Origin of the sequence: Peribacillus frigoritolerans, assembly GCF_004358755.1 — a bacterium.
In the GTDB taxonomy this organism is placed as follows: domain Bacteria; phylum Bacillota; class Bacilli; order Bacillales; family Bacillaceae; genus Bacillus_P.
In genome coordinates, this window is the sequence record NZ_SMZY01000005.1 from 142,571 (window position 1) to 156,504 (window position 13,934).

Below are 13,934 nucleotides of genomic sequence, written 5' to 3' on the forward strand. Positions count from 1 at the left end.
ATGGAGGATTACTGATGATCTATAACAATGAAGTGGTTAATCATGGAACTCTCTAGTATACCAAAGGGAGCGTATCTTCTCTTTAAACAATTACGTCCAAAACAATGGACCAAAAATCTCATTGTCTTTGCAGCTCCCCTTTTCTCGATGCAGCTTATGCATGAAGGTGTGTTTTTAAAGTCCTTAATCGGTTTCTTTTTATTTTGTTTCGTTTCGAGCTGCGTATATATCCTGAACGATTTTGTTGACCGGAAAGCTGACAGGATGCACCCTGAAAAAAAACATCGCCCGATGGCTTCTGGTGCTCTAAATCCCCTTTTGGCACTGACATTCGGATTTCTCCTTCTTATTTCCTCCATATGGGCAGCAAACATATTTAATTCTTTATTTGCGATATGCCTATCCATTTATTTCATTATAAATGTGCTCTACTCCTTGAAGTTAAAACATATCGTCTTGCTGGATATTTTATTAATTGCATCAGGCTTTGTATTGCGGGCAGTTGGTGGCGCTCTTGTTATTAATGTGCCTTTAACAGAATGGTTTTTACTTTGTGCTTTATGGTTATCGATGTTCCTGGCTGTCAGTAAGAGGAGACATGAGCTTTTTTTACTGCAAAAAACACAAGAAACACATCGCAAAGTCTTAAAAAATTATTCCATCGCGCTGCTTGACCAATATAATAGCATCTTTACTACTGCCACTATCATTAGTTACGCTCTCTTCGCTTTTAGTTCGGAACACTCAGAAATATTGATGTGGAGTATTCCATTGGTACTTTACGGGATCTGCCGCTACCTTTATTTAATTCATCAGGAGGGAAAAGGAGGCAAACCGGAACAAGTTTTACTGGAAGATAAACCAATATTAATAACGACTATCATATATGTTCTTTATATTTTTATTACTCTTACCTGAATAAAAATCAGTGAGGCAACAAGATTTTGTGAGAATTTCCCTCATACCAGGAGTCTTTATGCCCAAAACAGCTTTTGTCAAAAATACGACAGATGAAAGGAACTAAAAAATGTTTCGTAAAGAGAAAATAGGCGGATGGGGGAATTACCCCATAGAAGAATGTTTCGTTTATCGGCCTGAAAATCTGAGTGATTTAAGGGAACTGGTTGAATGGCAGGATGATTCGTGCAGAATTTCAAGGGGAAATGGCAGAAGCTATGGGGATACAGCCTTAAACGGGGGTCATTCGCTTCTCTTACTGACAAAATTTAATCGGTTCCTCTCATTTGATTCTGAAAAAGGGATTTTGGAATGTGAAGGCGGAACGATGCTCGAAGAAATCATTGAGTTCTTTTTGCCGAGAGGATATTTCCTGCCCGTCACTCCAGGGACAAAATTCGTTACTTTAGGCGGAGCTATTGCGAATGATGTTCATGGAAAAAATCATCACCGTGGGGGCTGTCTTTCTGAACACATTTTGGATTTTAAGCTGCTGACGGCCTCAGGAGAAATCCTGACATGTTCAAGAGTGCAAAACAAGGATTTATTTTGGGCAACGGCAGGCGGAATTGGACTTACCGGAATCATCCTAAGCGCACGTATTCGACTGATCCAAATCGAAAGTGCCATGATCGATGTTGACTATCTCATAGCCAAGAACCTTGAGGAAGCATTCGAGTTGTTCCGTCAGCATGATCATAAGTATGAGTATTCTGTTGCTTGGATTGATTGCTTGGCAGCTGGAGAAGCGCTTGGACGTTCTGTTTTGATGTTAGGGAATCATTCTCCTCGTACAAAAATAAACACACATTCACTCGAAACAAAGACTGCATTCAAATGGAATGTACCGGCTTCAATGCCTCCTTCTCTATTAAACCCATTGACTATTAAAGGATTTAATCAATTCTATTACAGCTCTTTCAAGGACGGATCTCATAAAACCATCGATTATAATTCCTACTTTTATCCTTTGGATTCCATTCTGAACTGGAATCGCCTATATGGGAAAAAAGGGTTTGTCCAGTATCAGGCCGTCTTTCCGGAAGAGACCAGCATGGCAGGATTGACAGAGATGCTAAAGAAGCTGAGCGAATCTAAAAGAGCTTCTTTCTTGGCAGTACTAAAAAGTTTTGGATCACAAAACGAGGGTCTGCTGTCCTTTCCTTATAAAGGACATACACTGGCTCTTGATTTTCCGGTTAAAGACGGCACCATTTTTCCATTTTTAAAGGAACTGGATGAATTGGTTCTTCGTTACAATGGCCGAATATACCTTGCTAAAGATTCAGTATTAGATCAACGCACCTTTGAGGCGATGTATCCTGATTTGGATAAGTTCAAAAAGATAAAAAAGGAAATCGATCCAAAAGGCATATTTTCATCTTCCATGTCCAGAAGACTTGCGATAACGGGGGAAGGTCTATGAACCAGGTACTTATTGCATGTGCAACGTCTGGAATCTCAAAAGCGTTAGCTTATCATTTAGCCTCCAACAAGGTAAACCTCATTCTTGCGGGTAGAAACATGGAAGAACTGGAGAGGCTTGCAGCCGATCTGGAAATCCGGTATGGAATCCATTCAAAGACCATCTATTTTGACGCTTTAAAAGAAGAAAACTATTCGGGATTTTTTAATAAATGCATAGAACTTGGAGGACATTTGGACGGAATGATTCTATCCTATGGGCTCATGTCTGACCAAAAAGAAATGGAACAAAACGGTTCCCTGATCCGTGAAATGATGTACGTTAATTTTACGTCTTCCGTTTTACTTCTTGAAGAAGCAGCCAGGTATTTTGAGAAGAAACAAGACGGTTTTATTTGTGCCATATCTTCCGTTGCCGGAGATCGCGGCAGACGGAGCAATTACATTTATGGTGCTTCGAAAGGGGGCATGACGGTTTATTTGCAGGGGTTAAGAAATCGGCTTGCTCATTCAAAGGTAAATGTACTTACCGTGAAACCCGGTTTTGTAGACACAAAAATGACCTATGGTTTACTCAAGCCAACCATTCTAGTAGCCAGTCCCCAAAAAATAGCCGCCTCGATTTACAAGTCTATTATAAAGAAAAAAGAGATTCTCTATACTCCGTGGTTTTGGCTTTATATTATGAACATCATTCGATTGATTCCTGAAAAACTATTTAAACTAATGAAATGGTAAGGATGCTGCAGCCATGGTCAAACAAAAAAAAGAACTGGATAGGAAAAAAAACCTTTCATCCAAAATTGTCACAGGCTTCATAATGGGGGTTATAACCCTTTCCGTCTTTCTTCTTTGGGGAGATGTTCAGAAAATAAAAGGAACGGTGCTGTCAATCGAATGGTCCGTTATCATTTTTGCGACTGTATGCACTTTAATTAGTTATGTTTTTCGGTTCATCAAATGGCATTACCTGCTTAACCAGCAAAAAATCGAATTAAATGTCAAAGACAGTTTCAATATTTGGTTTATTGGCCATTGCATGTCTATGACACCTGGAAAAATAGGGGAATTCATAAAGTCGTATTCGTTGAAAAAATGTTTTCGGGTAGAGGTACATGTGTCTGCTCCCGTTATTTTTACGGATTTATTGACTGATTTTCTTGCAATGGTTTTATTGGCTTCGCTGGGAGTTGTTATTTTTCAGTTTGGTTTTCTCTTTTTTCTTACCGTTCTGATTGGCAGTATCATGCTGCTCGTCATTTTACAGTCGAAGAAAACGGTTGGCTGGATCATCGGAAAAATATCTATGTTTTCTGCCTTCCGAAAGTACAAGGAACAAATGGAACTGTTTTATGACAGTATTTACCGGTTAATCAGCCTGAAAAATTCATTGATTTCATTTGGACTAAGTTTAGTTGCATGGTTTATGGAATGCGTGTCCATGCTTATTATCCTCAATGGACTGGGCATAGACCTTCATCTTCTCCATTCGATTTTCATTTTCTCGTTTTCAACGTTAGCGGGAGCATTATCGATGATTCCCGGCGGGTTGGGGATTGCAGAAGGCAGTTTAACAGGGATGCTGCTTTATTTCGGACTTGATAAGTCAATCGCTGTTTCCGTGACATTAATGGTTCGATTAGTCACCTTGTGGCTGGGTTTTTTTGTCGGCTTACTCGTTTATTTAAGAACAAGAAAAAGGTATCTGCTTTAAGTGGAGGATGATAAGAATGTTGTATTTCCTGGCACCTTTCCTTGGATGGCTCGTTTCCGGATCAATGAAATTTCTTATTCATTATTATCAATACGGCTATAAGCATGCATTAAGGAAAATTGGAAATGGCGGATTTCCAAGCACCCATACAACGGTTGTAATGACTCCAACAACATTGATTGGGCTAAACGAAGGGTTTTTCAGTCCTCTTTTTGGATTAGGAATAACGATCCTATGGCTTGTATTCATTGATGCAACAGGTTTAAGAAGATATGTCGGTGAACATGCAAAAAGATTGAACACCTTGAATCGAAGATTTGCAGCTGAAGATCTAAACAAATTACTGAGAGAAGAGGTTGGCCATTCAAAAATAGAGGTTCTTGGTGGAATCATCCTCGGTTTTCTGCTTGGTTTGCTAATAAATACTCTTGGAAATTAGCTTCTTGAGATTCGCCGCTTGTTTAAGCTCAGGTCAAAAGATAAGGTCTGCACTTGGTCCAGCTGCACGGCGTCTGAGTTTCCTAAGTGCGCTTATGATCTGTAAGCAAGACGGCTGCTTTCCTTACGTCTTCGCTGCATTGCATCGAAAATCCCAAATGATGTAACTTTCGTATTATAAAAAGATACTGTAAAGGAAAGGAGAATTATCAGGTTTTGAAAAAGATAAAGAAATTTATTCAATCAAGAAATGAATTTGTTATTCCCATTCTCTTTGCTATCCTTTTAGTTCCACTATCATATTTTCATAATACATTCGAAGAATGGGATGGCGTCATGCAATTATTTGCCGGCCGCGCTATTTTTGACGGAGAAGGGTATGCAGGATGGCCCTCCCACTATTGGCCGCCATTGTATTCATTGCTTGCAGGTTTCCTTGATTTATTTATGCCTGGATTTTTAGCATCTAAGCTCATCTCGCATGCTGCCGGGGTTCTGCTTCTTTATGTGGTCTATAAGTTAGCCATGGAACTAACGAAGGATAAGTCGACCGCCTTTCTGTCACAACTGTTTTTAGTAGTAAATCCGCTCTATTTGCTCTCCTCCCTTCAGGCTGAAAATCATATGCTGGATTCTCTTTTTTTTGTATCAAGCATTTTATTATTATTTCAATCATTGAAATTCCCTGGATCTAAACAATTTATTGTTTTAGGCGTGATGGCTGGATTAGCAGGATTAACAAGGTATACGAGTTATATCCTTGTTCCATTAATCATATTAACCCTCTTACTTGCATTTAATTGGAAAAAGGCATGGAAACCGCTAATATTATTTGTTGTTTCTTTTTCGGTTGTTTCATCTCCATGGTGGCTCCATAACACACTTCTGAATGGGTCACCTTTTGCTACATGGCAATATATTAACATCGGGTATGGGCTGTTTGATCGAAATCCATTATGGTGGTGGAAATGGCATGCAGACTATAACGGGATTTCAGATATCATTATGTCGAATCCCTGGGCATTTATCCAGCATGTATTTTCAAATATGCTGATAAGTCTCCTTTTAATGGTAGGAACTTGCACGGCTTTAAGTCCTTTTGTTCTGCCTGCCTGGATAAGCAGCCCATTTAGGATCAAGAGGATATACTCAGTAAGTCTGTTAACTGGTGTGGTTTTATTTATTATTCTAGTCTCACAAGCGTTTGTGTTTCCACAGGTTTTTCTTAGCTGGACTGTTGTGTTCACTATTTTATCCATTCATTTTATCATCACATTCTTAGTCCGGTATGAAAGAAGGCACTCGTTTTTAAAGATGATGTTAAAAAGTGTAATAAGTATATTATTTTGGTGTGGATTTTTGACTACGGGTTATTTAACGCATCAATACATTAAAGGGGACGATTACGATGGCGGACAGCTGGCAGATTACAAAGCTATCACTGAGACACTTAAAGCCTATGATCCCGATATCGAGCATAAAACAGTGATGGCAGTAAATCCTGCATGGGCCTACTACTTAGGATCACAATTTATAATGATGCCTTTGTATTATGAAGGAGAGGTAGCTGGAATTTATTCCTACGAAGCTCTTGATGAAAAAGTCATTCAGCATGCACAAAACACCTATGGCAGCCCGTTCATTCCGCCTGTAAAAAGTGACTATCTTATTTTTGATCGATTTACGGTAAATTACCTTCCTCAGTTTTCCTTTTTATTTAATCCGCACTCTAGTCAAGTCCCGTCTAATTTTCATTTAGTTTATCAGTCGAAAGAAGTTGTAGTTTATGAATTAGAAGAGTGATCCCGTCTGAAAAATGAGTTAAATCAAAGACTTATCACTTAGTAAGTGTAAATACATTTTAAGATTTCATAAATCGATAAAGAAAATAGAAAGGACAATAAAATGGAAGATAAGCAAATCGTTTTTAAGGATTACGCTTCAATGTTGTGGAAATATTCCTGGATGGTTGTATTAATCACTTTGCTTTTCACCACTGCAAGTGCTGTTATGAGTTTTTACGTGATTAAACCGATTTATCAAGCACAGGCTGAAATTTTAGTAAACGAGGTAAATGATGAAGACGAAGAGCATCTCATCAATCTTGACAATCAATTTGATTTAATGGGTACGTATATAGAGATTTTAAAAAGCCCCCGTACTGTTGAAGGTGTGGAAAAGGAACTTGCCAAGACGGGTGATATGGAGAACCTTGAACAAAAAGTGCAAATTGAGGGTGCTGAAGATGCACTGGTCATTAAAATTAAAGTTCAAAACGAATCCCCTCAGAAAGCAGCTGAAATTGCCAATATCTATGCCGAGTATTTCCAAAAGGATATTCAGGAGTTAATGAAAATCGATAACGTACAGCTCCTTTCCAAGGCCAAAAGCAATTATGCACCGGTAAATCCAAATCCCTTATTTATTATTAGCATTGGCTTTGTACTGGGAATCATGATATCCTCATTGATTGTTTTTTTGCTTGGAAAACCTGATAGGAAAACGAAAAACAGTGATAGGGGATAAAATGCATTCATATATTGTGATGGAATAACAATTAGCTTCTTAATCCCAAAAAAATGAGTGATGGATTTGAATAAACGGAAAATATGCGTGGTTACTGGCACTAGAGCTGAATATGGATTGTTATATTGGCTTATGAAAGAAATCGATGCTGACCATGATTTATTGCTGCAGACTATAGTGACAGGAATGCATTTATCACCTGAATTCGGCTTAACTTATAAAGTGATTGAGGAAGATGGATTTAAGATTGATGAAAAGGTGGAAATGCTTTTATCAAGTGATACACCAGTGGGAATTGCAAAATCAATGGGTATTGCAACAATGGGATTTGCCGCGTCTTTTGAGAGGCTAAAGCCAGATATAGTTGTTGTCCTGGGTGACCGTTATGAAATTCTGGCTGCAGCTCAGGCAGCTATGGTGGCAAGAATCCCAATTGCGCATTTACACGGAGGAGAAACTACAGAAGGATTAATCGATGAGGCAATAAGACATTCAGTGACAAAGATGGCCCATTTTCATTTTGTTGGGGCTGACCCATACCGCAAAAGGGTTATTCAATTAGGGGAACATCCAGAACGGGTGTGGAATACAGGGGCTGCTTCCATCGATAATATCCGCCGTTTAAAACTTTTAGAAAAAGAAGAATTTGAAAAATCTATTCAATTTAAATTAGGGAGAAAAAACTTTCTCATAACCTACCATCCGATTACATTAAGTAAAATTGGTCCTCTAAATGCCATAAAAGAACTTTTTAAAGCGCTGGACACATTTACGGATGTGCATATGATTTTTACCAAATCTAATTCTGATACAGAAGGCCGTGTTATTAACCAAATGATTGATGAATACGTCCTGCAGAATTCTGAACGGTCAATTGCATTTACATCTTTGGGGCAATTAAGATATTTGAGCGCCATTAAACACTCGGATGTAGTGATTGGGAATTCATCGAGCGGATTGGTCGAAGCTCCTTTTCTGCAAAAACCAACAGTCAATTTAGGAGATCGCCAGAAAGGGAGACTAAGAGCCAGTTCTATTGTCGATTGCATAGAGAGCTCTAATGAAATAGTTCTAGCTATTAACAAAGCATTATCCGCTGATTTTCAGCAAAAATTGAAAAATGTTACTTCTCCGTACGGCACTGGAAATGTAGCTGAAAAAATTAAAAAGATTCTGAAGGAAGTTTCGCTTGACGATTTACTAATGAAAAAATTTTATGATATGGAGCATGACGAATGAAAGTGATTGTTATTGGCTGTGTGCAGTTCAGCTGCCAAGTGCTTAAGCAGCTATTATCAATGCAAAGTTCAGCAATCGAAATTATCGGAGTCATTACAAGAAGACAATCAAAAATCAATTCTGATTTTTGTTCGTTAGAACCGCTGGCAAACGCAAACAGCATTCCTTGTTTTATTGCTGAGGGTAATAATCAACTCTCGATGGCAAGCTGGCTGCAGGAAAAGAAGCCGGATATCATTTACTGCTTTGGATGGTCTTATTTATTGAAACTAGAGGTTTTATCTATTCCTAAATTAGGGGTCATTGGCTATCACCCTGCCGCTTTGCCTCAAAACAGAGGAAGGCATCCAATTATTTGGGCTCTCTCCCTTGGTCTGGAACAAACAGCTTCCACTTTCTTTGTCATGGATGAAGGGGCAGATTCAGGAGAGATCATCAGTCAACGATTTGTAGCGATTGAGAAAACAGATGATGCAGGCACATTGTACCAAAAGTTAACTGAGACGGCACTCGTACAAATTTCTGAATTTACTAAGAATTTCGCTGAAGGAACGATAGTGAAATGTCCTCAAAATGATTCCTATGTGAACTATTGGAGAAAAAGGTCTGTTAAAGACGGGGAAATTGACTGGAGAATGAGTGCAGAAGGGATCTATAACCTGGTAAGGGCGTTAACCCGGCCTTATCCTGGTGCCCATTGTATGTTTAACGATAGAGAAGTGAAAATATGGAAAGTGAAAATTGTGGAAGATTCAGCCTTTATATCCAGCATAAAAAACCTGGAACCCGGAAAGGTATTGAAATTTGGCCATTCAGTTAACGTTGTTAAATGCGGGGATGGTGCCGTACAGCTTATTGAGCATGAATTTAATGATCTTCTTAAGGAAGGGAGTTATTTATGAGTACAATTTTGGTTATAGCACCTCACCCTGACGATGAGACGTTAGGCTGTGGAGGAGCGCTGCTCAGGCATAAAAAAAATGGGGATGCCATCCATTGGTTAATTGTTACGGCCATTACCGCTGAGCGCGGATTTACCAAGGAACGTATTGATAAAAGAGAAAAGGAAATCACTCAAGCAGCTGATTTATACGAGTTTGATTCTGTTTCTAAATTAGGTTTTCCAACAGCCCGGTTAGATACTGTGCCGCTAGAAGAGCTGGTTCAAAAAATTGGAGAAACGATTCAGAGAATCTGTCCTGATATCGTTTATCTTCCACATCCCGGAGATATTCACAGCGATCATAAATTTGTGTTTGACAGCGGCATGTCCTGTACAAAATGGTTTCGTTATCCATTCGTAAAACGCATACTCGTCTATGAAACTCTTTCAGAAACAGAGCTTGGAATTAATCCAGCCTATATAAGGTTCAGCCCGAATGTATATGTTGATATAACCGGTTTCCTTGATCGAAAAATTGAAATCATGAAGGTTTTCCAAAGTGAAATGGGAGAATTTCCTTTTCCGAGGAGCGAACAGGCCATTAAAGCCCTATCTTCTTATAGGGGAGCTTCCTCAGGATTTCAGTTTGCAGAAGGATTTATATTGATAAAGGAAGTGATCTGAATGTGTAAAACATTTATCATCGCAGAAGCGGGGGTTAATCATAATGGAAGCATTCAGCTCGGAAAAGAATTAATTGAGGGCGCGGCAAAAGCAGGTGCGGATGCTATAAAATTCCAAACATTTGTAACAGATTTTATTTTAACGGATAAAGCAGCAAAGGCTGACTATCAAATAAAATCAACAGATCCATCAGAATCCCAGATTGAGATGGTGAAAAAGCTGGAGTTAAGCCCCAAAATGCATGAAGAACTAATCGGGCATTGTAAAAAGAACAACATTCAATTTCTGTCAACGCCGTTTGATGAACCAAGTGTTGATCTCCTGGTTAATACATTTAATATCCCCATTCTGAAAATTGCCTCTGGTGAAATTACAAATGCACCGCTATTACTCAAGATAGCAAGGACGGGCAAGCCGATTATTTTATCCACCGGGGTGAGTACGATAGCGGATGTCGAGAAAGCTTTAGGTGTTCTGGCCTTCGGCTACCAATTACCGCAACGGCATACACCATCAATAGAAGCTTTTGAACAAGCTTTTTGCAGTGAAGAAGGACAGAAGCTTTTGCAGACTAATGTTACACTGCTGCACTGCACTTCTGAATATCCTGCCCCCTTTAACGAGGTGAATTTAAATGTGATGGATACATTAAGGCAAACATTTTCCCTGCCCGTTGGATATTCGGATCATACGAAAGGAATTGCCGTACCGATAGCCGCTGTGGCAAAGGGAGCAGTTGTCATTGAAAAGCATATTACATTGGATTGTAATCTCCCTGGTCCTGACCATAAGGCATCCCTTGAAATGGAAGAATTCGCTGAAATGGTTGCCGCTATTCGTCAGGTTGAAGATTCTCTTGGTCAATCCCTTAAAATTCCTTCATTTTCTGAAGTAAAAAACAAATCCGTCATACGAAAGAGTATTGTAACTTCTAGAAAGATAAATAAAGGAGAAACGTTTACAGCAGATAATTTAACGATTAAAAGACCGGGAGATGGGCTATCGCCATTTTATTATTGGGATTATATCGGAAGAACGGCGAACAAAACGCATCAAAAAAATGAGCAGGTTTTCTTTTGAATAAGCCGCTGATTATTATAGGCTGCGGAGGGCATGCTTCAGTATTAGAAGATATCTTAATCTCTCAAAATCGATACATTTTAGGCTATACAGATGATAGGCCCCTGGTCAAGTATACTTCTATCCCCATTTTAGGAAATCAGGAAAAAGTTTTAGAATATCAGCCAGATCAAATCAAGCTGGTAAATGGGATCGGTTCAGTAGGTTATACCAAAATAAGAGAATATATTTTTAGGAAGTTTAAAAAATTAGGTTATACCTTTGAAACTATTATTCATCCTTCAGCCATCATTGCAACAAAGGTTGTCATAGAGGAGGGAGGGCAAATTATGGCAGGCACAGTCATTCAGCCGGGTGTGTTTATTGGGGAGAATTCAATCATCAATACGAAAACGTCCGTTGACCATGATTGTGTAATTGGAAAACATGTCCATTTGGCGCCGGGTGTTACGTTATCAGGAAACGTTCATGTTGAAAGACGATGTCATGTAGGAACAGGAGCAACCGTTATTCAAGGAATTCATATTGGAGAAGCTGCGTTAATCGGAGCAGGGGCTCTTGTGAATAAAAATGTAAAGAAAGGAACAAAGGTTATTGGAGTACCGGCAAAGGAAGGAGCTAAAGGAATTCGATATCAGGAGGAACCACATGATTAATGGTGAACGTATATTGGCAATTATACCGGCAAGGGGCGGTTCAAAGGGAATTCCAGGTAAAAATATACGGCCTTTAGCAGGGAAGCCTCTATTGGCATGGACAATTGAAGAAGCTAAAAAATCAAGGTATATAGACAGGCTGGTGTTATCTTCAGAAGATAGCGAAATCATTGAAGCAGCCAGAAAATACGGGTGTGAAGTCCCGTTTATTCGGCCGAAAGAACTGGCATTAGATCAATCTTCAAATGCTGATGTTATTTTGCATTCCCTTCAGCATCTAGATGGATACGATTGGGTTATGCAGCTTCAGCCGACTTCTCCGTTCCGTTCAGCAAACGATATTGATCAATGTATTGAATATTGTATCAAGAAAAAGGCTGATGCTTGCTTATCTGTAACTGAAACCGAAAAAAGCCCTTTTTGGATGTATTTTATGGATCAGGATGCAAAATTAAAAAAAGTAATTGATTCTAATAAAACAGCAATGAACCGTCAAGAATTGCCGGACGTATTCTCCGTAAATGGAGCCATTTATTTAGCTAAATGTAAATGGTTTAAAAGGAATAAAAGTTTTCTTTCAAAGAAGACAATTGGATTTAAAATGCCTAAGGAGCGTTCGTTAGATATCGATACAGAGTGGGATTTTAGATTAGCGTCCCTTATAAAAAATGATCAAAACATAGGGGAAGAGTAAAAGCAAACTATAACTAAAAAATAATCAAAACTATTAAAGAACGTATAGGGTGATTTCTTTTGAAACGGATTATCGACTTTTCCTTTTCTTTACTGATGATCATAGCAGCTAGTCCTATTATGCTGATTATTTCTGTCATCATATTTTTCAGCTTAGGAAGACCGATCATTTTTAAACAAGAAAGAGTGGGATTAAATGAGAAGATATTTATATTATATAAATTTCGAACAATGAAAACTTCTCATAACGAGAATGGAGTGCTGGCTCCTGATAGCCATAGACTGACAAAAGTCGGTTCAGTCCTTAGAAAATTAAGTTTAGATGAATTACCGCAGCTAGTAAATATTTTAAAGGGAGAAATGAGCCTGGTAGGACCAAGACCTCTTATAAAACAGTATTTACCTTATTATTCTAAAAGAGAACGTCTAAGACATACAGTCAAACCTGGTTTAACTGGGTTGGCACAGATTTCAGGGAGAAATAAATTAACCTGGGATGAAAGATTGGAATTGGATGCAAAATACGTTGAGGAACAAGATTTAGTGCTAGATTTTAAGATCCTTTTTAAGACAATCCTTAAAGTATTTCTCAGAGAGGATATAGTGGTTGATCCAAGAGCTTTAATGAAAGATTTAAATGAAGAAAGAAAGGAGATGCTTAAGGATTAATATGGATATTCGGTGTTTAAAACCTGCTGATAGTAAAAGGCTTGGGGAAATTATTAGAGAGGGTATGCCCGAGAATATCTTTTCATTAACAATAAGTTCATGCCATGGATATGATTTATTTATTAATTCGTTACTTGAAGCGCCAAATTATTCGCCTTATTCATTTTACGGAGCATATATCGACAATAAACTGGTTGGATTCGTTGAATGGAGAAAACTTGAGGATGTTCTTTTTTTGAATAACATTTATATCCTGCCAGGCTACAGAAGTTTTGGAATTGGCAAGAAATTAATTAATACGAAGCAGTATTTATTAACTAACTATGAAGCGTGCAGAATAGAATTAGATGTATTTAGCTGGAATGAAAAAGCAATGAAGTGGTATGTAAATTTAGGGTTTAAACCAATAAAAACGGATAATTGGTATATAAAAAAATCACTAAATAAAGTGGATATACAAGAGGAGTTTTATGTTTATAATTTACCCGAAGCCAAATGTATGCATAAAGATTACGGTTTTTCCCGTTTAGAAATTTCTGCAAAAAATGGTCAATATTCGATCGGAAGGCTAGGGAGCCAATATTATAGAATTCAAGGATTTGATGCCTTACTGGATAACTGCTTAATAAATGCTCTATCTGTCATAGATCCAACAAGAGATTACTTAATTGTGGCAGATAAGGAGCATAAAATTCCAAAAGATCTAGGAGGTTTATCTTTCATTGCAAGTGTTATGCGAATGTCGCAGAGCTTGTGAAGCTTCTGGGGCAAAAACTATCAAACTTGTCCATTTACTAAATCGTTAGGCCCCACTTCACACCTCTCCCTAATAAAGGTTAAATTAATCATCGCAATACAAGGCGTTTTTTTATTTTTGTCTCACATTGGAATTTTCTGCAGCTCTGTTATCCCTGCTGTTTTTGTATTAGATCATTAATCAAGATGATGAAAATGTGTGTATGAATTTGGG

15 protein-coding genes are annotated in these 13,934 nt (G+C 38.3%); all 15 read left to right on the forward strand.

Going from position 1 to position 13,934, the window contains the following annotated elements:
• Positions 1-42 precede the first annotated feature (42 nt).
• The 15 genes from E2R53_RS20090 (at position 43) to E2R53_RS20160 (ending at position 13,721) form a co-directional block, all read left to right on the forward strand.
• Entirely contained in the window at positions 43-918 is an 876-nt protein-coding gene (locus E2R53_RS20090) for a decaprenyl-phosphate phosphoribosyltransferase (protein ID WP_286166325.1), read from the forward strand.
• 109 nt (positions 919-1,027) lie between these two features.
• On the forward strand, positions 1,028-2,383 hold the full coding sequence (locus E2R53_RS20095) for an FAD-binding protein (RefSeq protein WP_133313515.1): 1,356 nt from the start codon (positions 1,028-1,030) through the stop codon (positions 2,381-2,383).
• Complete coding sequence (locus E2R53_RS20100) at positions 2,380-3,120, forward strand: SDR family oxidoreductase (RefSeq protein ID WP_133313516.1); 741 nt, start codon at positions 2,380-2,382, stop codon at positions 3,118-3,120. The genes E2R53_RS20095 and E2R53_RS20100 overlap by 4 nt, the downstream gene beginning before the upstream one ends.
• Before the next feature lie 13 nt (positions 3,121-3,133).
• Complete coding sequence (locus E2R53_RS20105; RefSeq protein ID WP_133313517.1) at positions 3,134-4,096, forward strand: lysylphosphatidylglycerol synthase transmembrane domain-containing protein; 963 nt, start codon at positions 3,134-3,136, stop codon at positions 4,094-4,096.
• 16 nt (positions 4,097-4,112) lie between these two features.
• Complete coding sequence (locus E2R53_RS20110) at positions 4,113-4,535, forward strand: divergent PAP2 family protein (protein WP_133313518.1); 423 nt, start codon at positions 4,113-4,115, stop codon at positions 4,533-4,535.
• A gap of 215 nt (positions 4,536-4,750) precedes the next feature.
• Positions 4,751-6,337: a glycosyltransferase family 39 protein gene (locus E2R53_RS20115; protein WP_133313519.1), complete on the forward strand. Its 1,587-nt coding sequence runs from the start codon at positions 4,751-4,753 to the stop codon at positions 6,335-6,337.
• Positions 6,338-6,439: 102 nt separating this feature from the next.
• Entirely contained in the window at positions 6,440-7,060 is a 621-nt protein-coding gene (locus E2R53_RS20120) for a YveK family protein (RefSeq protein ID WP_133313520.1), read from the forward strand.
• Positions 7,061-7,126: 66 nt separating this feature from the next.
• Positions 7,127-8,299 carry a UDP-N-acetylglucosamine 2-epimerase gene (gene neuC / locus E2R53_RS20125; protein WP_286166327.1) on the forward strand — a complete coding sequence of 391 codons (1,173 nt, stop codon included), beginning with the start codon at positions 7,127-7,129 and terminating at the stop codon, positions 8,297-8,299.
• On the forward strand, positions 8,296-9,201 hold the full coding sequence (locus tag E2R53_RS20130) for a methionyl-tRNA formyltransferase (RefSeq protein WP_133313522.1): 906 nt from the start codon (positions 8,296-8,298) through the stop codon (positions 9,199-9,201). The genes neuC and E2R53_RS20130 overlap by 4 nt, the downstream gene beginning before the upstream one ends.
• Positions 9,198-9,866 carry a PIG-L deacetylase family protein gene (locus E2R53_RS20135; protein WP_133313523.1) on the forward strand — a complete coding sequence of 223 codons (669 nt, stop codon included), beginning with the start codon at positions 9,198-9,200 and terminating at the stop codon, positions 9,864-9,866. Before E2R53_RS20130 ends, E2R53_RS20135 begins: the two co-directional genes overlap by 4 nt.
• A complete protein-coding gene (gene neuB, locus E2R53_RS20140; protein WP_133313524.1) occupies positions 9,867-10,946 on the forward strand; it encodes an N-acetylneuraminate synthase in 1,080 nt (359 codons plus the stop codon). It abuts the gene before it with no gap.
• Complete coding sequence (locus E2R53_RS20145; RefSeq protein WP_133313525.1) at positions 10,943-11,602, forward strand: acetyltransferase; 660 nt, start codon at positions 10,943-10,945, stop codon at positions 11,600-11,602. Before neuB ends, E2R53_RS20145 begins: the two co-directional genes overlap by 4 nt.
• The gene (locus E2R53_RS20150) at positions 11,595-12,296 is read left to right on the forward strand and encodes a cytidylyltransferase domain-containing protein (protein ID WP_133313526.1); all 702 of its coding nucleotides are present in this window, start codon (positions 11,595-11,597) and stop codon (positions 12,294-12,296) included. Before E2R53_RS20145 ends, E2R53_RS20150 begins: the two co-directional genes overlap by 8 nt.
• 59 nt (positions 12,297-12,355) lie before the next feature.
• On the forward strand, positions 12,356-12,964 hold the full coding sequence (locus E2R53_RS20155; RefSeq protein ID WP_286166328.1) for a sugar transferase: 609 nt from the start codon (positions 12,356-12,358) through the stop codon (positions 12,962-12,964).
• Positions 12,933-13,721 (forward strand): GNAT family N-acetyltransferase, encoded by a 789-nt coding sequence (locus E2R53_RS20160; protein WP_133313527.1) that lies wholly within the window; start codon positions 12,933-12,935, stop codon positions 13,719-13,721. The genes E2R53_RS20155 and E2R53_RS20160 overlap by 32 nt, the downstream gene beginning before the upstream one ends.
• Positions 13,722-13,934 lie beyond the last annotated feature (213 nt).

Excerpts from the sequence above, each read along its gene's own strand:
- E2R53_RS20150 (WP_133313526.1), top strand. The coding sequence starts at position 11,595 with ATGATTAATGGTGAACGTATATTGGCAATTATACCGGCAAGGGGCGGT.
- E2R53_RS20130 (WP_133313522.1), top strand. The coding sequence starts at position 8,296 with ATGAAAGTGATTGTTATTGGCTGTGTGCAGTTCAGCTGCCAAGTGCTT.
- E2R53_RS20160 (WP_133313527.1), top strand. The coding sequence starts at position 12,933 with ATGAAGAAAGAAAGGAGATGCTTAAGGATTAATATGGATATTCGGTGT.
- E2R53_RS20100 (WP_133313516.1), top strand. The coding sequence starts at position 2,380 with ATGAACCAGGTACTTATTGCATGTGCAACGTCTGGAATCTCAAAAGCG.
- E2R53_RS20090 (WP_286166325.1), top strand. The coding sequence starts at position 43 with ATGGAACTCTCTAGTATACCAAAGGGAGCGTATCTTCTCTTTAAACAA.
- E2R53_RS20135 (WP_133313523.1), top strand. The coding sequence starts at position 9,198 with ATGAGTACAATTTTGGTTATAGCACCTCACCCTGACGATGAGACGTTA.
- E2R53_RS20120 (WP_133313520.1), top strand. The coding sequence starts at position 6,440 with ATGGAAGATAAGCAAATCGTTTTTAAGGATTACGCTTCAATGTTGTGG.
- neuB (WP_133313524.1), top strand. The coding sequence starts at position 9,867 with ATGTGTAAAACATTTATCATCGCAGAAGCGGGGGTTAATCATAATGGA.
- E2R53_RS20110 (WP_133313518.1), top strand. The coding sequence starts at position 4,113 with ATGTTGTATTTCCTGGCACCTTTCCTTGGATGGCTCGTTTCCGGATCA.
- E2R53_RS20105 (WP_133313517.1), top strand. The coding sequence starts at position 3,134 with ATGGTCAAACAAAAAAAAGAACTGGATAGGAAAAAAAACCTTTCATCC.
- E2R53_RS20095 (WP_133313515.1), top strand. The coding sequence starts at position 1,028 with ATGTTTCGTAAAGAGAAAATAGGCGGATGGGGGAATTACCCCATAGAA.